This window comes from Vibrio sp. B1FLJ16, from assembly GCF_905175385.1.
In the GTDB taxonomy this organism is placed as follows: domain Bacteria; phylum Pseudomonadota; class Gammaproteobacteria; order Enterobacterales; family Vibrionaceae; genus Vibrio.
On record NZ_HG992750.1, the window covers coordinates 1,127,257 to 1,145,458 of the forward strand.

At 45.2% G+C, this 18,202-nt stretch carries 14 protein-coding genes; 5 read left to right on the forward strand and 9 right to left on the reverse strand.

Annotated features, from left to right (window positions below; translation table 11 throughout):
• The 8 genes from KHN79_RS19010 to KHN79_RS19045 form a co-directional block, all read right to left on the reverse strand.
• Complete coding sequence (locus KHN79_RS19010; protein ID WP_244812684.1) at positions 1–1,311, reverse strand: BatD family protein; 1,311 nt, start codon at positions 1,309–1,311, stop codon at positions 1–3.
• Positions 1,308–3,041 carry a VWA domain-containing protein gene (locus KHN79_RS19015; protein WP_182009137.1) on the reverse strand — a complete coding sequence of 578 codons (1,734 nt, stop codon included), beginning with the start codon at positions 3,039–3,041 and terminating at the stop codon, positions 1,308–1,310. The genes KHN79_RS19010 and KHN79_RS19015 overlap by 4 nt, the downstream gene beginning before the upstream one ends.
• Positions 3,034–4,131, reverse strand: a complete 1,098-nt coding sequence (locus KHN79_RS19020; RefSeq protein ID WP_182009136.1) for a VWA domain-containing protein — start codon at positions 4,129–4,131, stop codon at positions 3,034–3,036. The genes KHN79_RS19015 and KHN79_RS19020 overlap by 8 nt, the downstream gene beginning before the upstream one ends.
• Positions 4,124–4,666, reverse strand: a complete 543-nt coding sequence (locus KHN79_RS19025; RefSeq protein ID WP_182009135.1) for a DUF4381 domain-containing protein — start codon at positions 4,664–4,666, stop codon at positions 4,124–4,126. Before KHN79_RS19025 ends, KHN79_RS19020 begins: the two co-directional genes overlap by 8 nt.
• Positions 4,667–5,629 carry a DUF58 domain-containing protein gene (locus tag KHN79_RS19030; protein ID WP_182009134.1) on the reverse strand — a complete coding sequence of 321 codons (963 nt, stop codon included), beginning with the start codon at positions 5,627–5,629 and terminating at the stop codon, positions 4,667–4,669.
• A gap of 11 nt (positions 5,630–5,640) precedes the next feature.
• Positions 5,641–6,624: a MoxR family ATPase gene (locus KHN79_RS19035; RefSeq protein ID WP_182009133.1), complete on the reverse strand. Its 984-nt coding sequence runs from the start codon at positions 6,622–6,624 to the stop codon at positions 5,641–5,643.
• An 8-nt stretch (positions 6,625–6,632) separates the two neighbouring features.
• Complete coding sequence (locus KHN79_RS19040) at positions 6,633–7,925, reverse strand: anaerobic sulfatase maturase (RefSeq protein WP_182009132.1); 1,293 nt, start codon at positions 7,923–7,925, stop codon at positions 6,633–6,635.
• Positions 7,926–8,020: 95 nt separating this feature from the next.
• The gene (locus KHN79_RS19045; protein WP_182009131.1) at positions 8,021–9,538 is read right to left on the reverse strand and encodes an arylsulfatase; all 1,518 of its coding nucleotides are present in this window, start codon (positions 9,536–9,538) and stop codon (positions 8,021–8,023) included.
• Positions 9,539–9,678: 140 nt separating this feature from the next.
• Between KHN79_RS19045 and KHN79_RS19050 the strand changes: the two genes are divergently transcribed.
• The 3 genes from KHN79_RS19050 (at position 9,679) to KHN79_RS19060 (ending at position 13,444) form a co-directional block, all read left to right on the forward strand.
• Entirely contained in the window at positions 9,679–10,536 is an 858-nt protein-coding gene (locus KHN79_RS19050; RefSeq protein WP_182009130.1) for a LysR family transcriptional regulator, read from the forward strand.
• 337 nt (positions 10,537–10,873) lie between these two features.
• Positions 10,874–13,234, forward strand: a complete 2,361-nt coding sequence (locus KHN79_RS19055; RefSeq protein ID WP_182009129.1) for a fatty acid cis/trans isomerase — start codon at positions 10,874–10,876, stop codon at positions 13,232–13,234.
• An 18-nt stretch (positions 13,235–13,252) separates the two neighbouring features.
• Positions 13,253–13,444, forward strand: a complete 192-nt coding sequence (locus KHN79_RS19060) for a hypothetical protein (RefSeq protein WP_182009128.1) — start codon at positions 13,253–13,255, stop codon at positions 13,442–13,444.
• 49 nt (positions 13,445–13,493) lie between these two features.
• On the opposite strand, the gene torS is transcribed toward KHN79_RS19060, so the two are convergent.
• Positions 13,494–16,433, reverse strand: a complete 2,940-nt coding sequence (gene torS / locus KHN79_RS19065; RefSeq protein ID WP_182009127.1) for a TMAO reductase system sensor histidine kinase/response regulator TorS — start codon at positions 16,431–16,433, stop codon at positions 13,494–13,496.
• A 106-nt stretch (positions 16,434–16,539) separates the two neighbouring features.
• Here torS and torT point away from each other — a divergent pair, with 106 nt between their 5' ends.
• Both torT and KHN79_RS19075 read left to right on the forward strand, forming a co-directional pair.
• Entirely contained in the window at positions 16,540–17,544 is a 1,005-nt protein-coding gene (gene torT / locus KHN79_RS19070) for a TMAO reductase system periplasmic protein TorT (protein ID WP_182009126.1), read from the forward strand.
• A gap of 174 nt (positions 17,545–17,718) precedes the next feature.
• Positions 17,719–18,174, forward strand: coding sequence for a methylglyoxal synthase (locus KHN79_RS19075; protein WP_182009125.1), 456 nt, complete (start codon positions 17,719–17,721; stop codon positions 18,172–18,174).
• Positions 18,175–18,202 lie beyond the last annotated feature (28 nt).

The following is an 18,202-nucleotide window of genomic DNA, read 5'->3' on the forward strand; positions in this document are numbered from 1 at the left end:
TTACTCTTTCCCAGTTTCGCCGCTTCGGTTTAACTTATCCAACTGAGGTAAGGCTTTAGGTATACGAAGTTTAAACGCTTTTCTCTTAATCTGAATTTTACGCCACATCGACTTAATAAGGCTTGCACTGCGCTCTCCGCTTTGCAGTCTTGCTGAACTTTTCTGCCATGAGAGACTTGCGTCTACTTTGCTCATCTCTAGTTCAGAGGTATTAACACGTAGCTGCTTATAGAGCACCGCCCTTGCCTCTCCCCAACGCTTATCTTTCAGTAAACGGTGTAAAGTTAGCCATGGAGGTGTTGGTCTGTTTCGGTAATAGCGCTTAATCGCGAAAAACAAAACGACACTAAGCAAAGCTGCCACAAGCGAACCAATAATCCACGCGAGATAAGCTTTAACGAACGATTTCAATGTGTGTTTTGCCTGAAAAGACTGCCCCTCAACCACCACACTTTCAAGTTGCTGTGTTTTACTGTTCCACCATTGGAACTTATAGTCAGGTAATGTCAGCTCTCCGCCTTGCTGAATGACGTAAACACTCTCTTCTACTCGACTAGATTGATAGTCACCACGTGTTTGCGTGTCCGAGAGTCGATGGGGTTGCGGGTAAGCCTGATAGCGTGTGGTCGACTCGCCTTTAAGCAGATCGGGCAGTAACACCGACAAGCTGTCCTGTGCCGTGATCGTTATTCTGCGCGTGATTGCATCACCAACTTTTAGCGATTCACCTGAAGTTTCCCACTCTTGCGTCACTTCTGCATCCGTCGCGACAAACCAAGGCACATTGTTACTCAACAGCCCCGACGGCAGCGATGCTTTGAACTTAATTGGCTGAGTATAAAGCGTACCTGAGACGTTTTCCCCGTCAGGTGCAGACACCTGAACCCCAACCGCAACAGGCGGGATCACAAATTCTCCCGATGCTTGCGGGTACATTGTCACTTCCCACCGTTGGCGAGACCAGGTTTGTCCGCCTTTACGCTCAGTAAAATTGGTCGCCAGTTGATTGCGCTGTTTCGCAATCACATTGGGAACATCCACAGTACCGATTCGAGTCCCGCCAGTAAACCAGCGAGGAGTTGCTACCTCAATGGTCAAAACTACCTGTTCATTAACACTGAAACTTGGAGGAGTTCGACTTTCTCCATCAGTCGCATCCTTTCCCACCCAGGCTTTTATCTCGACGTCGTGGCTGCGTTGTAAGTCTTGAATATCTTGAGCAAAGATTAAGCTACTCGTAAATAAACTCACCAATACCACTAACAGGCGTGACAAACGAGAAGAGTTGAAGCAATGAAAATGCATCATCATTGTCGGCTCTCCTCGTTGCTGTTTATGTCGCGACTACTAGATGCATTAGTCGATACTGGTGACCGCAACTGGATCTGAAACTTAGCTCGCAGAAAGTCTTTAGGATCAGACTCAACACGTTTTAGCCATTTATCCGCCATCTCTTGATTACCGAGAATCTCATCGGCAGTTAACTTCTCTTTAACCATCTTGTCTGCGGTTGTCTGTTCGTCTGCGCCCTCTGCCGTTTGTGGGTTATCCCCAAGTTCAGTCGAAGAATCTGGTTCTGTTCCTGCCTGGCTTTCACTCATCTGATTGATTTCCTCAACAAGAGCGCTGATCACTTTTAGATTATGTTCAACATCAGGTCTCAGTGCATTGCTTAATGTCGGCTTACTCGCCAAAGCCTTAAGCAGATCTCTCGCTGCCAGGTACTCGCGCTGGCGTGCTAGCGCACTCGCAGCATTGTATAAGCCAAAATCTCTTACCTCTTCTAATGGGTCATTCTGCATTTCTAAGAATGCACTATGAGCGAGTTTAAACTCGCTGGCGTAATAATATGCCGTTCCTTTGCGCAGAGGGTCAGAGAAGTGCTTTGCTGCCTCCAGGTACTCTAATTTATTAAACAGCCGTTGACCTTGTTGATCAGGCGTCAGCCATAAATCCCACCACCACTGAGTAACCTTATCGAGTGCAGATACCGTCTCTACGACCTGAGGCTGTTCAGCTTTCACGGAAATATTCTCCGCCAACACTTTATTGGGCATAATGAGACTGCCAGAGACCATCGCAATCACACACCATTGGACTAACCACCCTTTTCTGAACCACAATAGCATGATAAGTGCGATTGGAAACAGCAGGCTATAGCCCATGTCTTTCCATGGCATAGAAGATTCACCGTTAAGTTGCATGTTACGCTCTACATAACGGTTTAACTGTTCTATATCACTGTTATCAACGCTCACTTCAACTAATCGCCCGTTGGTTTTGCTGGCGAGTGTTTGTAGTGAGGCCAAATCCATCGGGTTATTACTGACCACATCAGAATTACCCGCTGCAAGTATTAATAATTGGTATGGTTTATTCGCAAAATAGTCCTCATATTGCTTAGCTGTGGCTGGGTTAACACCGTCTGACACCAATAACACCGTCGAGCCAGTTACCCCTTGCAACTGTAGGTCAATCAGTGGCAATGCCTGCTCTGGGAGTTTACCTTTAACCGGCATAATCTCCGGCGTGATTGCAGCGAGAAATGGATCAAATACTCTACTGTCTTGTGTCACTGGCATAGCAACATGCGCGCTACCAGAAAAAACCACTAAGCCCGTTTTACCACCTTGCCTTGCCGCTAATAGGTCACGTATTTTTTGTTTAGAACGCTCTAACCGACTTGGTGGCAGATCCTTTTGCAACATAGAGTCACTGTTATCCAGAATAACCAACATAGACGCTTTGTCTTCACCAAACGGGGAAGCCTCGCGCTGCCAACTTGGACCGGCACAGATAATAATGGCAAGAAATACATTGACCATGAGTAGTTTGAGAGGCAACTGTTTACGCCAGCCGTGTTCACCAATCGTCAATGCCTCTCGCAGGTGCTCCGGCAGAATATCTTTCCAGCCTGGCTTACTCTCTTCACGCCAGCGTAGCCAGATCAGAAACAGCATCGGGATTAGCGCCAGTAACCACAATGGGCGAATAAAATGAAACTGGGTGAAAAATTGCGTGAAGCTAAGAGAATCAAACATCGCGTTCTCCCAACGGCACTTTACCTAATGATACATTCCCTGCTGATAAGCGCACTTTAGCTCTTCTTTTCAGTGTCGCTACACCAAACGCAAGCAAGTGTACAACCACCAGCAATACCATTAGATAATGGTGTAAACTTTGTTTAGGACGATAGGTCGTGCTTTCGTAAAGCTGCGGCTCCAGCTTGCTGATGTCTTCATAAGCGCCAGACAATTCATCTCGATTAAGCGCTTCAAAAGCTTGGCCACCTGATTCGGAAGCAATTCTGTTGATCACATCCATATCAAGTGCCGTTTCACCGATAGTCTGAGGGTCACCCATTGCGATAACATGCACACGAACGCCTTTTGCTTTCGCTACCTTTGCCGCATCTATCGGTTCAACAAAACTGCCGGTATCATTCCCATCCGTGAGTACAATTGTTACTTTTTCACGCTTTTGGCTGTGATCTAATTCACTGCGACTCTTGTCACTCTGATCAAAGACTTTAATCGCTAAACCAATCGCATCGCCCAAGTTTGTGCTCTGTCCTGCCATGGCAACATCCGTTTGATTGAGCAGTTCGAGCCACACCTTCTGGTCGGCCGTAAATGGGGTTTGAACAAATGCTGCATCACCAAACAAAATCAAGCCGAGCCGATCACCTTTTCGGGACTGGACAAACTCAGCCATCACCTCTTTGGCTGCATCGAGACGAGAGATTTTTTCACCAGTGCGAGAAGTAAAATCAGGTTCCGCCATGGAGCCAGACAAATCGACGACCACCATCACATCTCGCCCAAGACTTTCACGCACTTGAGGGGCTCCTAAGATAGTTGGCTTTGCCATTGCGATAACAACACATATCCACGACAGGAGTAGCGTCGCACGCTGCCACCAACTTGGAGTTAGCTGACTTGCTCCTTCAGACGGAGTTTCACCAATGGCTTCAACTAACTGGCTAAAAAAAGGCACTTTAATGGCCATTTGTTTGGTGCGGTAAGCGGGTACCAGATAGTAGATCACTAACGGTAACGGCAAAACAACCAGCCAAAACGGATGACCGAACTCAAAGCCAGGCAAGCCCATTACAGAAAGAAGATCATTCATGATGACCTCCTTGGAAATCTTTTGACGCTGATGAAGTTTTACCTAATTCAGTCACTTGTGAATGTTCTTTAACCCAGCATCGAGCCTTCTCGATGAGAGAAGTACGCTGATCGCCTGTGAGCTTTATATTTGGATTAATAAGACTTCCGAGCCATAACTTTGAGACTTCATCAGTAAAAGCATGTTTTTGGGGATTAAGCTCATCGAGTTTGCGAAGAAAAGCGCTATCAAACAGCTTCGCGTTACGGCTATCAAGATGAATCAGCACTATCTTCAAAATGGAAAACAGAGTTTTAGGCATTTCACTATCATTTACATCCAGTTGGGAAATCGCTTCCAACGCTTCTTTCCGATAGCGGTTAACCCACCACTTACGTACCAAGCGGTAAGCGATATAAAGAAAAACAAGAAAAACCCCGACTGCAAGAATTTTCCAGCCAATGGTCTGTGGATACCAACTCACACTTGGTGGTACCGTCACATCATGCAGTTTACTCAGAATATACGTACCAGGTGGCTTAGGCAGTTCGCTCACTTAACGCCCTCCTACCCGTTTCTGAAATTCTTTAATGTGTTTACCTGTCGTATTAAGTTCAATATGAGGCAGGTGCTTTATCGCCATCAGCTGAGCTAATGATTGACGCTGAAAATCAGCTTTGGCTTCCAATGTGGCACTTGCAGCTTCTACTTTCGCATTACTATCTAAATTAAGCTGAAACTGGCCATCACCTATCACCCACTTTGATTTTGCCAAGTCATCAGGCAATGCTTGTTCCAGGGGATCACTGACCATTACCGCAAGAATATCGTTGTGTTGCTGAAGCTGTTTTAAGTGATCAAGGTGATGCTCTTCGCAGTCACTCCAATCACTAATAAAAATCAGGGTAGACTGTTTGAGCTTCATTCGTTTTATCAGCTCAATCCATTTGCTAAAGGTCACTTTGTCTGAATCCATCGATTCGACACTGAGCGATTGGTTGGCCCGCGATAAGTGTTTAAGCTGAGAAAGAAGAACGTTTTGTGAGCGCTGCGGTTTAGCGTGAAACAACGCTTGATGGGAAGCAATCACGAAACCCACTCTGTCACCGTCTTTTAAAATTCTCCAGCCACACATTGCCGCGATTTCGGCTGCGACAACAGACTTCATTACCTTGGTGGAAGCAAAAAACATCGCACTGCGCTGGTCAACGCAGACGATCACATTGCGATCTTTCTCTTCGGTATAGCTACGCACATGAGGTTTACCCGTTCGCATCGTCACTTTCCAGTCGAGGTTACGGATATCATCACCCAATTGGTAATGGCGTAACTCTTCGAAATTCAGTCCGCGCCCACGAAAAAGTGAATTATGTCGCCCGGAAAGCGCACTGCCAGCTCTTAGGTGAGGGAGTAAACTGAACGACTCGGCTTGTGCCTGCAAACGCACGAGCCTTGCATAATCGCAATGCAAACGGGGATCGGTCCCCTCAGATTTAGGCGCAAGAGTCGGCTTTGCCATAATGCCTCCGCTTACCCGATTGCGACTGAGTCTAGCAGTTCCTGAACCACTCGCTGATGATCAACACCATCTGCCAGAGCATCGTAAGTCAATGAGAAACGATGCCCTAATACGGACGGAACCATTGCACGTACATCATCCGGTGTGACATGGTCGCGACCTTGTAACCATGCATAAGCTCGTGCGCATTTGTCCAAAGAAATGGAAGCACGCGGGCTTGAGCCAATTTCAATCCATTTGGATAATTTAGAGTCAGCGTAGCGTTCCGGCTTACGAGTCGCCATCACTAAGGCAACGATGTAATCTTCAACCAGTTCAGACACGGCAACATCAGGTTGTTGGCGGCGTGCCTCTAACACTAACTCAGGCTCAATGTGCTCTGGCGTCACAATCTCAGAGCTGGTTTCTGCACCTAGCTCTTCACTGCGCACTAAGCGGATGATTTCTCTTTCAGCTTGATCTTCAGGATAGTCCACCGTGACCTTCATGATAAAGCGGTCCATCTGCGCTTCTGGCAGAGGATATGTACCCTCCTGCTCAATCGGGTTTTGTGTCGCCAGTACCATAAACAGTTCGGGCAGCACATGCGTTTTATCGCCAACAGTAATCGTGCCTTCAGCCATGGCTTCCAACAAAGCAGCCTGCACTTTTGCTGGTGCGCGGTTCACTTCATCCGCCAGAACAATGCTGTTGAAAATAGGGCCAGGCTGGAAATGAAGCTGCGGTTTGCCGTCTAGCTCCTGATAAACCTCTGTACCGGTCACGTCAGAAGGCAGTAAATCTGGGGTGAACTGAATTCTGCCAAAGCTGGTATTAAGCAGATTTGCTAACGATTTTACAGACCGTGTTTTCGCTGTTCCCGGTAAACCTTCCAGCAGAACATGTCCGTTGGTCAGTAAACCAATAACTAAAGCCTGCACGACGTGGCTTTGGCCGATAACACTTTTCTCAGTCTCTTCAATCAGTTTATTTATCGCTTGCTGCGCATTGTTCATCGTGATCCCTACTTAGAGTTTTGTTGTTGCAGTAACTGCGATAAACCGACCAACATAGGTAAAGTGTCATCAAAGAATCGACGAATACCTGAGCATAGGTAATTAAGCCCTTCCTCACCATCCGGCGTTTTTATCAGGCGGTTTTTCGGGCACTCGCCCCAACAGTATTTTAGATAAGGACACTTCTTACAGTAGTCTGGCAACGAGTCCCGCTTTGCCATACCGAAACTAAACTGACGAGTTGAGAACGCCATTTCATTCAACGAGTGTTCGTGAATATTTGAGAGCTTGTATTCCGGATATACATAATGGTCACAGCTGTACACATCACCGTTATGCTCTATTGCTAATCCTTTTCCGCAAAATTCAGAAGTAATACAAAGCTGAGCTGGCTTGCCCATAACCTGTGCTACCGCGGTTTCAAACAGGTTGACGAGAACACGACCCAAATCGTTATTCACCCACTCTACAAACATATCGCTCAGGAATTTACCCCAATCGTCAGGATCAACTGACCAGTCAGTTACCACAGACATAGGATGCCCCGGTTTAGCCAATTCACTTCCCATTACGGGAATCATCTGTTCGTTCCAGAATTGTGGGGCTGTGGTGTGAAAGTCGTTTGCTTCAACCACTGGCGCGAGCTGAATGTAAGTAACGCCCAACTCTCGGGTTAGAAAGCGGTAAATCTCCAGAGGATACTTCACGTTGTGGCGATTGACTGTTACCAGCGCATTAAATCGAACGCCATGATGCTGTAGTTTCTCAACGGCTTTCATCACTAAATGAAAGGTTGGTTTGCCGCTGCGGGTTTTACGATACTTATCGTGCAGTTCTTCCGGACCATCAATCGACAAACCGACAAGAAAGTTGTTTGCAACTAAAAACTCACACCACTCATCGTTGAGTAAAATACCGTTAGTCTGTAAATCGTTCTCTATCCGAGTGCCATTAGGCTGGTATTTCTTTTGTAGCTCTACGACTTTGCGGAAATAATCTAAGCCGAGCAGCGTAGGTTCACCGCCCTGCCAAGAAAACACGATTTCATCGCTATCTTGACTCTCAATATAACTCTTAACAAACGCTTCTAAGGTTTCCTCATCCATCTTTGGTTGCTTTGGCTGATGAAGCAGATTTTCTTTGTGTAAGTAAAAGCAATATTGACAGTCAATGTTACATTTCGCACCGCCTGGTTTAGCCATGACATGAAAGCGGCGTTCGTTTTCCTGATCAGATTTGAATGCAGTTTTCATTGGGACAATTGGCATAACCGTAGAATGACGTGGTGAAGTTTTGCTCATATAGTCTCTCTTTTGAAGTTGGCTTTTTTAGCGTTAGCTCTTTTAAATATGGCGCTCCTGAGAGCGCCATTTATTATATTAATACAATTGAATGCTTATTCTGGAACGAATGAACCAGATTCCATACGAGGAGGGAACTCTTTGAAGGTTTCCATCATTTCTGCCACTTTCGCTGAAGCTGGTGCCATCAGGAATGAACGCTCATACATCCACTGACCGTAACCGATACCAGTATCACCACGCTCAAATGGATCGATGCTTAAATCGTACATCTGAGGTACACGCAGTTTAGTCAACGGTTTCTGCCAAATCGCTAAACCAGTTTCATTCTCTTGGATGTTAAAGTGGAATTTCATTTTGCCCTGGCGCAGAGCAAACAAATCACCGTCATCACTCCAGTAGAAGAACTCATTACGAGCAGACTCCTCTGCCTTACCAGTCAAGTAAGGTAATTGGTTGTAGCCATCTAAGTGAACTTTATAAGATTTACCGTCAGCTTGTTTACCTTTTAACAGTTCTTCTTTCACTTTATCATTACCTGCAGCCGCAAGAAGTGTCGGGAAGAAGTCTTCCAGAGACATGATACCGTTAAAGGTCTTACCGGCTTCGATTTGCCCCGGCCACTTAATAATCATAGGAACACGGAAACCGCCTTCCCAACCGGTATTTTTCTCACTGCGGAACGGGCTCATACCCGCTTCAGGCCATAGGTTGATCATAGGACCATTATCAGTGGTGTAAACAATGATAGTGTTGTCATCAACGCCCAGATCTTTAATCTTCTGCAGCAATTGACCGATTTGGTCATCGTGTTGTTTTACACCATCAGCATAGAAGCCTGCGCCCGTTACACCTTTGTACTCTTCCGGAAGGTGAGTAAAGTTGTGCATACGTGTGGTGTTGAACCAGGTAAAGAATGGTTTATCAGCTTTAACTTGTTTCTCGATAAAGGTTTCGGCTGCTTCCAGGAACTCACCATCAACGTTTTCCATACGCTTACGAGTCAAAGCACCGGTATCTTCGATTTTGCCATCCGCGTACGAGTGGATAACACCACGCGGACCGAATTTTTTCTTAAACTCTGGATCTTTAGGGTAATCTACGTTCTCAGGCTCTTCTTCCGCATTTAAGTGGTATAGATTACCGAAGAACTCATCAAAACCATGGTTAGTTGGTAAATGCTCATCTCGGTCACCCAAGTGGTTTTTACCAAACTGACCTGTTGCGTAACCCAAATCTTTAAGCATGGTTGCAATGGTAGGATCTTGTTCATTAATACCTTGTGGAGCACCTGGCATGCCAACTTTTGTTAAGCCTGTACGTTTTGGCATTTGACCGGTGATAAACGCACTACGACCCGCTGTAGAACTCTGTTGCGCGTAGAAGTTCGTAAACTTAGCGCCATCTTTTGCAATACTATCGATATTGGGTGTGGTGTAACCTAGCATACCTTGATTGTATGTGCTTAAGTTCCAGTAACCGATATCATCACCGAAAATTACTAGAATGTTCGGTTTGTCAGCTGCGTATGCGGTTGCAGAAGCAGCACCTAGCGCTAAAGTACATGCGTTAAGTACGAGTTTTTTACTGCTCGTTTTGGTCGCATTTTTCATAATTTCTCCAAAAGTTCGCTGATGCATTAAAATGGCATTCGCTTTCCAATACCATTGTTGATATAAGATAAAGCACTAATCTCAAACGATAAATGCAGTTGCAGTTAGTTAACCTATAAATTCAATTTATGAGTACCGTTATGGACTTAAACCTTATCCAAACTTTTCTGGTCGTCGCCGAGTTTCAATCCTATACAAAAGCTGCAGAACAACTCGGGCTAACGCAACCCGCGGTAAGCGCGGCAATAAAACGTCTGGAGCTAGTCGTAGATAAGCAGCTATTCGTAAAAAAAGGCCGGGGCATTGCCCTGACTTCTACCGCGCATCAATTACTTCCTCAGTTTCAGCAAGCGGTGAATATCATTGACAGTGCGATTTCCGATAAAAACCATTTTGAAGTCTGCTGCTCGGAAATTTTTTTACATAGCATGCCTCCGATTCAAAATGTGGTGTTTCATGAGTCCCCACCTGAAAAATACCTGCTGTTTGAATACTTAAGACAACAAAAAGTCGACCTCGCGATTGATACAGTCGTAACTAAAGATTCTGCATTCGTCATAGAAGACGCCTACTCCGAAGAAGCAGTAGTCATCTGCCGTGAGAACCATCCCAGAATTCAAGGTTCTATCTCCAAACAACAGTTCTATGAAGAAAGCCACTGTTTGTTTTCCGGGAAATGGGAAAACGTGACCGGATTTGAGCAGCTTGCCAAAGAAAAGATACAAGAACGAAAAATCGATATAGTCACATCATCATTAGCAGGTATGGCTTTGTATGTCGCTGATCGTGATTGCCTGGGAGTGGTCTCTCAATCCTTCGCTAAAAAATGGAGTAATATGTTGAAATTACAAGTACTCCCTTGTCCAATCTCTGTCCACACAATTCCGTACAAGTTTGTCTATCACAAACGTGAGATGAGGAACCCTGCTCACCTAGCGTTGCGCCAAAAAATTAAAGAGCTACTCATTGCTGCACATGGCGAGCCTATATCGAAGTAAAAGCCACACCTTTAAACAACTTTGCTGAACTTTCTGCTTTGCGGATACATACAAAATCCACATAAAGACGAAAGTTCGGCAATCAACGTCATGTTTAGCAAACCTATAAATCAAACTAAGTTAATTAAATCTCAGTACAACAAAATTTATAGTAGATAAATTAAGTGTATGCAAAAAAGTATAGTTGCCCTAACTATCAGGGTATGTTGATTTTTTGAGACGGTTTTTACGGTATTTTTCGGGGGCTTTTTCCCTAAAACATAACGTTTCATTCTTTGCTCTTTCATCAATTCTTTTGCTTTAATTAATCTAAATAGAATCCACGCTAAGCAAGCCAATGAATTTGCGCTTAATTTTAGTCCTTGTAATAGCCAGTTTATTTGCTGGTTGCGCTACCTACGCAGGTTTCAACTACGATGCTCTTTTTGGTCCGCAATTGGTAAGAGATCGCACAGCCAGCGTCGAGTCCGAGCACGCTAACGTTTTTCTGAACAACGTTAAACCCATCATAGATAACCGCTGTGTGGTTTGCCATGCATGCTACGACGCACCCTGTCAGCTGAAACTCTCCTCTGTGGAAGGGATAGACAGAGGCGCGACCAAGGCACTGGTTTATGAAGGTACACGACTTACCGCTGCGGCGCCAACTCGCCTGTTTGAAGATGCAGAAACCACTCAGGAGTGGCGTGATGCTGGCTTTCACCCTGTTTTAAATGAGCGGGAACAAAGCATATCTGCAAATATTAATGCGGGATTAATTGCGCGGTTATTGACACAAAAGGAACGCCATCCTTTACCTTCTCAAGTACAGTTAGAAGGGTTCGATTTTTCAATAAACCGTGAACAAACATGCCCAACCATTGAAGAGTATGATCAATACGAAAAGGACAACCCGACATGGGGTATGCCATTTGGGATGCCTAACTTGACCGATTCTGAATATCTTACTTTAATGAACTGGCTGGAAAATGGCGCGATAATGAATGTTCACACACCAATTACTGACCATGAACAGGCACGAATCGACAGGTATGAGGCTTTTCTTAATGACGATAACCTCAAGAATCAGCTCATGGCCCGCTACATTTATGAGCATCTTTTTTTATCTCATTTGTACTTTGCAGATCTAAACCAAAAGCTCAAACCGCGCTTTTTTTCACTGGTTCGTTCTTCTACTCCACCAGGGCAACCTGTGAGACGAATTTCAACCCGTCGGCCATACGACGATCCCAGTACAGATCGCGTTTATTACCGCCTCATACCTGAGCAAGGCACTATTGTTGACAAAACCCACATGCCTTATGCATTAAATCAGCAGCGTTTCGATAATTGGAAGCAATGGTTCATTCACCCAGCATACTCAGTTACAGAGCTTCCCAGTTACAAGCCCGAAGTTGCTGCAAACCCGATGACCTCATTTACTGACCTCCCTGTGAAGTCTCGATTTAAATTCATGCTGGATAATGCTCAAAATACGATAATGGCTTTCATAAAAGGTCCGGTCTGCCGTGGCCAATTAGCACTTAACGTCATTAATGATCACTTCTGGGTATTCTTCCTCGATCCAGACAAAACGGACATTCCGGCATTAAATGAATTTTACCGTTCGCAAGCTGAGAACCTAAAGCTACCGAGCGAATTAGAAAGCAACACATTACCCGTTACAAACTGGGTAATGTACGCACGCCAACAAGCCCGCTACCTTGAAGCTAAATCGGATTTTGCTAATAAACGCGATAAATATGTTGAGTATGTATCTACCGATGTAATCTGGGATGGTTATGGTGTCAATCCGAATGCGGCGTTAACCGTGTTTCGTCATTTCGACAGTGCTTCTGTCGTTCAAGGTTTAGTCGGCGATCAACCAAAAACAGCTTGGGTAATGGATTATTCCTTGCTTGAACGTATCCATTATCTGCTTGTCGCTGGATTTGATGTTTACGGTAACTTCGGCCACCAGCTTATTACCCGAATGTTTATGGACTTTCTTCGTATGGAAGGCGAAAGTAACTTTATCTCGTTATTACCAGCCGATATGCGACACCAATTGCAATCTAGCTGGTATCAAGACCAAAGTCCTCAATTAACAGATTTCTTACTTCGCAACGTTAAACCGTTCAACCAGCCAACCAATGTCGTTTACACTACCGATGACCCTAAGCATGAACTGCTAAACATATTACAGAAACAATTGTCCCTTGCTCTTCTGTCACGCTATGAAATCACTGAAACCGCACTTTCAGCCAAAAGTGAGCAGCAAATTAAACGTATCGGCCGGGTAAAAGGAGAGGGACTGAAAACGGTGCCTCAAATCACCATGCTGATGGTGCGCAGCCAGTCGGGAGAAGATGAATTATTTACCCTACTTCACAATAATGCCCATACGAATATCTCCAGTTTGTTTGATGAAGAAAGCAACCGTGACTACGCTGAAGATTACATGACCATCGTGCATGGCGTACTCGGAAGTTATCCAGCAGCATTTTTCTCACTACAAGAAGATCAGATAAGAGATTTTGTCGACCAATTCAGTTCGATTCAAAATGAAGAAGACTACGTTAACTTATTGGATCGCTTTGCAATTCGTCGTAGCTCAGACGAGTTCTGGCCATTTAGTGATCGGCTTCATCATTGGTATCGTACAAATCAGCCGATCGAATTTGGATTACTTGACTATAATCGTTTTGAGAATCGATGATGATTTAGGGGGGTTCTCATGGGTATCCGAGATAACATTGCCGCTCTTGAGCAGCAGATATATGTTGCCTGTTCAGAGGGAGACTACGATACGGTCAATATGCTTGAGCATCAACTCGAATACTTGCGTGGCAGAGTAGAACATCCATTAGATGATGACCCGTATGCTCTTGACACTCGGTTTGAGTGGGAAGATGACATGACCGAATAGAAAAACCTCCGGTATTTCCCGGAGGTTTTTGTTTTGGCTGATAGGCGACCTAACCATCTGTCAGCTTATCCAGTGCGTTTATCGACGCAGTCACTTGCTCTGCGAGGTGCTGCTGCTTTTGTCTGTAAGCATCAATTGGTTCACCAGCAATTTCAATGTCCTGTAATGTATTTATAAGCACCGTTAAACCTAAACTTCCAGCGCTCCCTTTAAGCTTGTGTGCTAAAGACTTTACCTTACCTGCGTCGTTTTCATTTGCAGAATTTTCCATCTGCGCGAGAATCTCGCTGCTCGTATTACGAAATAAGTCAATTAGGCGCAGCACCGTATCTCTGCCCAGAATTTTCATATCGGACAAAACCACTTCTGGGTTAATGAGGGTCGTTTCGTTCACTGCGGTCTGTGTAACTAGTTCACTCGACGCTTGTTCGTTTTGCACGGCATATTCCTGGCTTTGAGGCAACAACATCGGCTTCCCGTCCAACTGTTTTTGTATCATTTCCCCAAGTTCTTCTTTAACCAGTGGCTTTGGCAGGTAACCATCAAAGCCGGCGGCCAAGTAGCGTTCAACATCTTCTTCGAACACATGAGCGGACACCGCAATCATCGGCGTAGTCGATAACACCTGGCCTGCAGGTTTACCTCTTTCAGTTCGTTTTAATCGCTGCATCAAATCTGCACCGTTGCAATCGGGTAAATTAATATCGACCAAAGCGATATCAAAGTCCTGCTTCTCGATAATTTGCTCTGCCTGATGACCATTTTCGGCTATCACTACCTCGTGCCCCATACTTTGCAGATAACCTTGCGCAACAACTTGGTTTACTTCGTTATCTTCGACCAGTAGTACTTTAGCTTTCACGTTGCAGTGGGTGATTGATACGGGGCTCGTGTCAGTATAATTTCCCGTTTCAAGTGGGACAGAAAACCAGAAACGACTTCCCTGCCCTTTTTCTGATTCGAAAGCAAGCTTGCCCCCCATCGCTTCTACGATGCGCCTGCTGATCGCTAAACCAAGCCCTGTGCCACCTGCACTGCTTATACCATCCTCAGCTTGGGTAAAGGCATCAAAAAGTGAAGTTTTATCCTTATCGGCAATGCCAGACCCGGTATCGCTTACCTCGAACAGAACTTGTGTTTCATCTTCTGGATTCAGGCTTACATAGATATCAATTTCGCCTTTGTCGGTGAACTTAATCGCGTTTCCTACCAGATTATTCAGCACCTGGCTTAAGCGTGTTACGTCCCCTTTCCAGTATTTCTGTACATCACTCTCTATATGGTAAGAGAACAGCAATTGCTTCTCTTTTGCGCGGCTTTCCATGAGCTGAAAGTTCTCTTCCACCATCTGATGCAAATCGAAGTTCAAACTACGAATTTCAAGGTGACCAGCTTCAATTTTGGAGTAATCCAGAACGTCATTGATGATAGCAAGCAGAGTCTTACCGCTGCGGTTGATAATATCCGTATAGCGTTGTTGTAATGGGCTCAGTCCTGAGTCTAGGAGCAACCGAGCAGTACCCAGAACACCATTTAAAGGGGTTCGTATTTCATGGCTCATTGTGGAAAGAAATGCCGACTTTGCACGGTTTGCCTGCTCCGCTTGCTTACGTGCCTTGGCATGATTTAACACCTCTTCATTTAAACGGTGGTTTGCGTTTTTTAACTGAGATGTACGCTGTTCTATCAACTCTTCGAGGTGATCTTTATGCTCTTCCAGGGCTTTCTTGGCTCGAGCTTCACCTTCTGCCACGACTTTTAACGCCTGTGCGGTATCTCTGGCATTGAGAATGGCTCGCCCCATGTAAGCAAGTTCATCTTCACCTGTTACTTGCAGATCGACGTCTAATTTACCTTGCGCTACTGAGAGTAACGCAGTCGAATATTCATCAAGCCGCTTAACCACGGAAACATAAACAACGCGCCATACTATCCAAACAACCACAGCGAGGCCGACAATTGAAATCACCGCCAACGACCACTGAGCAAAATTCAATGAACTGGTCATATCATCAATCGCAACTGTTGTGGCTTGGTTTGACTCATCGACCAGCTTGTTCACAGTACTATTTAGTTCAGCGAACAACTCCAATGTGTTTTGCCGGAGCTGTTGAGACTGTTCGTGCTTTTCATACTTATGCATCAAAATGGTGAACAATTCTGTACGCTCACCCAGCTGAGTCAGTAATTGTGCCATTCGGCTGGAAATCGTCGGGTCTTCTACTGCCTGCACACGGCGCTTCATGATTCCGAGATTCTCAGAATAGTCCGTTTGTACTTCTTGTATTCGGTCAATATTGGTGAGTGTGCGGGCTTCTTCAATCTGATTGAGTACCTGAAACGCCAATAGATGAAACTCATGCAGTCGCTCAGCCAAATCTAAGTCGACTTCAACTAACGTATCTAATGCCTGATAAGCCTGTTCTTTCTTGTGAGACTCCAAAAGACCGTAAATATGGGTCACGTTTGCTACAGCGACGGTGCTGGTGTTTTGTACTTGAGTGCGCGTAAGCTGTTCCAGTTCTTCACTGAGCAAACGCATTTCTTTAACCCGCGCATCAATCTCATTAGCGAGCTGCAGCTTTCTTTCTACTGATATGCCTAAATCGGCAAGGTTATTGATGACTTTCTGCACGTGACTTTCCAGTCTGTCCAGTAACTCAGCATCAAATGACTCCCTCCCGAGCTCTTTGATATGAGACAGTAACATATCCAGCTGATCAAACAGCACACGGCCTGATTCTTTTCTCTCTTGCTCATTCTGCGCATTTGACAACATCTGGACAGAGGAAATAATACGTGAACTGAGTTCAGAGACCTGCCTTGCCTCAATCATCGCGGGAATCGCGGAATCAACTACATTCCTTTCTGTTTTGGATACCATTGAAAAGCCGGACATACCGATCAGTGCGGACAGCATGACCAACAGAACCATCGCGATAAAAGATAAGAAGAGCTTGCGACCGATGCTTGCAGTGCCTAGCAGCATATTTTCATAACCTTTATGTTTGTATTCGGCGAAATATACCAGGTGATTTGGGTATAATACGTTATATTTCCCCAACTTTACTTAATCTAAGCCAACTACTTAATCCATGCTTATAAATCAACGCTCACTTCGATCAATAATTAAACACTCTGTACTATTCGGTACACTGTTGGCGTCACTTCCCTCGCTTGCAGAAGAAAAAATATGCGCGATTTACCCTCACTTGAAAGATTCGTACTGGCTTTCTGTCAACTATGGGATGGTTACTGAGGCAGAAAAGCAAGGTGTGAATCTTCGCGTGCTCGAAGCTGGCGGTTATCCCGACCAAAACCGACAAGCTCAGCAGCTTGAGCTATGTACACAGTGGGGAGCAGACGCCATCATTCTGGGCACCGTCGCCCCTGAAGCGTATGAACACAATTTAGGCTCCCTTGTGGGTGATACTCCGGTGTTTGCTACCGTGAATCAGCTGGTGCTGGATAAAGCGCAAAGTCAGCTGTTAAAAGGCGAGGTTGGCGTAGACTGGTACTGGATGGGTTACGAGGCTGGTAAGTACTTAGCAGAGCGTCACCCAAAAGGCTCAGGCAATACCAATGTCGCGCTCCTGCTTGGTCCTCGTATTAGTGGAGGCACCAAGCCGGTTACCGCCGGGCTTTATGACGCAATAAAAGAGAGCGACGTCCAGGTTATCAGTTCGTTATGGGCAGACAACGACAAAGAATTACAACGTAATCTAGTGCAGCGTGTAATTGATATGGAGCGTATCAACTACATCATCGGTAGCGCGGTTGCGATTGAGGCAGCCATAAGTGAACTTCGCAATACAGAGAAAGAGTCCGAGATCGGTTTAATTTCTGTCTACTTAAGTCATGGTGTGTACCGGGGCTTACTGCGCAATAAGGTACTCTTTGCAGCGACGGACAAAATGGTCGAGCAAGGCCGCCTTTCCGTGATTCAGGCGACACGTTATTTACGCCAGCAACCGTATGAAAAACATGCCTCACCTGGTATCACGCCATTAACGCCGTCAACACTGCATGATGAGACAATTCAAGAATCGTTATCTCCGTCCGAATATCGGCCAACATTCAACGTAAAGGCTGTTGATTGATCGACTAAAAAAGTGTTTTATTAACAGATATACCCAAATGACTTCAAGAAGCAGGATTCAGTGCTTTGTCATAGGCATAAGTTATCTGAAACTAAAATAGATTCAGTTTCACGCTCTTACAGAGCGAGGTTATTTGGGTATATACATTCATAATCTCAAACCGGAAATAACTTGATGCAAAAAACAACTCGTACCATGCCTGCTCATAAACACGTGGCGTTAGTTGCCCACGATAACTGCAAGCCTGAGCTGCTTCGCTGGGTACAAGAAAACAAAGAAAAACTTCAGCGCCACTTCCTTTACGCGACTGGCACGACAGGCCACATGCTAAGCAAAGAGACGGGCCTCGCGATAAAAAACATGATCAGCGGTCCAATGGGCGGAGATCAACAGATTGGTGCTCTTATCTCTGAAGGAAAAATCGACGTATTAGTCTTCTTCTGGGATCCACTAAATGCTGTACCACATGACCCAGACGTAAAAGCACTGCTTCGTATTGCCAGTGTTTGGAACATTCCTGTCGCTACTAACCGTGCAACGGCAAAGTTTCTGTTCAATTCTCCCCTTATCGCACAAGAAGTTGAGATTGAAGTACCAGATTATGAAGCTTATTTGAGTGAGCGTACTTAGTTTAACGCACTTCAAAACATTAGATAGA

Coding starts and splice junctions, on each gene's coding strand:
- KHN79_RS19015 (WP_182009137.1), bottom strand. CDS start 3,041: ATGTTTGATTCTCTTAGCTTCACGCAATTTTTCACCCAGTTTCATTTT.
- torS (WP_182009127.1), bottom strand. CDS start 16,433: ATGCTGCTAGGCACTGCAAGCATCGGTCGCAAGCTCTTCTTATCTTTT.
- KHN79_RS19060 (WP_182009128.1), top strand. CDS start 13,253: ATGGGTATCCGAGATAACATTGCCGCTCTTGAGCAGCAGATATATGTT.
- KHN79_RS19050 (WP_182009130.1), top strand. CDS start 9,679: ATGGACTTAAACCTTATCCAAACTTTTCTGGTCGTCGCCGAGTTTCAA.
- torT (WP_182009126.1), top strand. CDS start 16,540: ATGCTTATAAATCAACGCTCACTTCGATCAATAATTAAACACTCTGTA.
- KHN79_RS19075 (WP_182009125.1), top strand. CDS start 17,719: ATGCAAAAAACAACTCGTACCATGCCTGCTCATAAACACGTGGCGTTA.
- KHN79_RS19040 (WP_182009132.1), bottom strand. CDS start 7,925: ATGAGCAAAACTTCACCACGTCATTCTACGGTTATGCCAATTGTCCCA.
- KHN79_RS19055 (WP_182009129.1), top strand. CDS start 10,874: ATGAATTTGCGCTTAATTTTAGTCCTTGTAATAGCCAGTTTATTTGCT.
- KHN79_RS19020 (WP_182009136.1), bottom strand. CDS start 4,131: ATGAATGATCTTCTTTCTGTAATGGGCTTGCCTGGCTTTGAGTTCGGT.
- KHN79_RS19010 (WP_244812684.1), bottom strand. CDS start 1,311: ATGATGATGCATTTTCATTGCTTCAACTCTTCTCGTTTGTCACGCCTG.
- KHN79_RS19045 (WP_182009131.1), bottom strand. CDS start 9,538: ATGAAAAATGCGACCAAAACGAGCAGTAAAAAACTCGTACTTAACGCA.
- KHN79_RS19035 (WP_182009133.1), bottom strand. CDS start 6,624: ATGAACAATGCGCAGCAAGCGATAAATAAACTGATTGAAGAGACTGAG.
- KHN79_RS19030 (WP_182009134.1), bottom strand. CDS start 5,629: ATGGCAAAGCCGACTCTTGCGCCTAAATCTGAGGGGACCGATCCCCGT.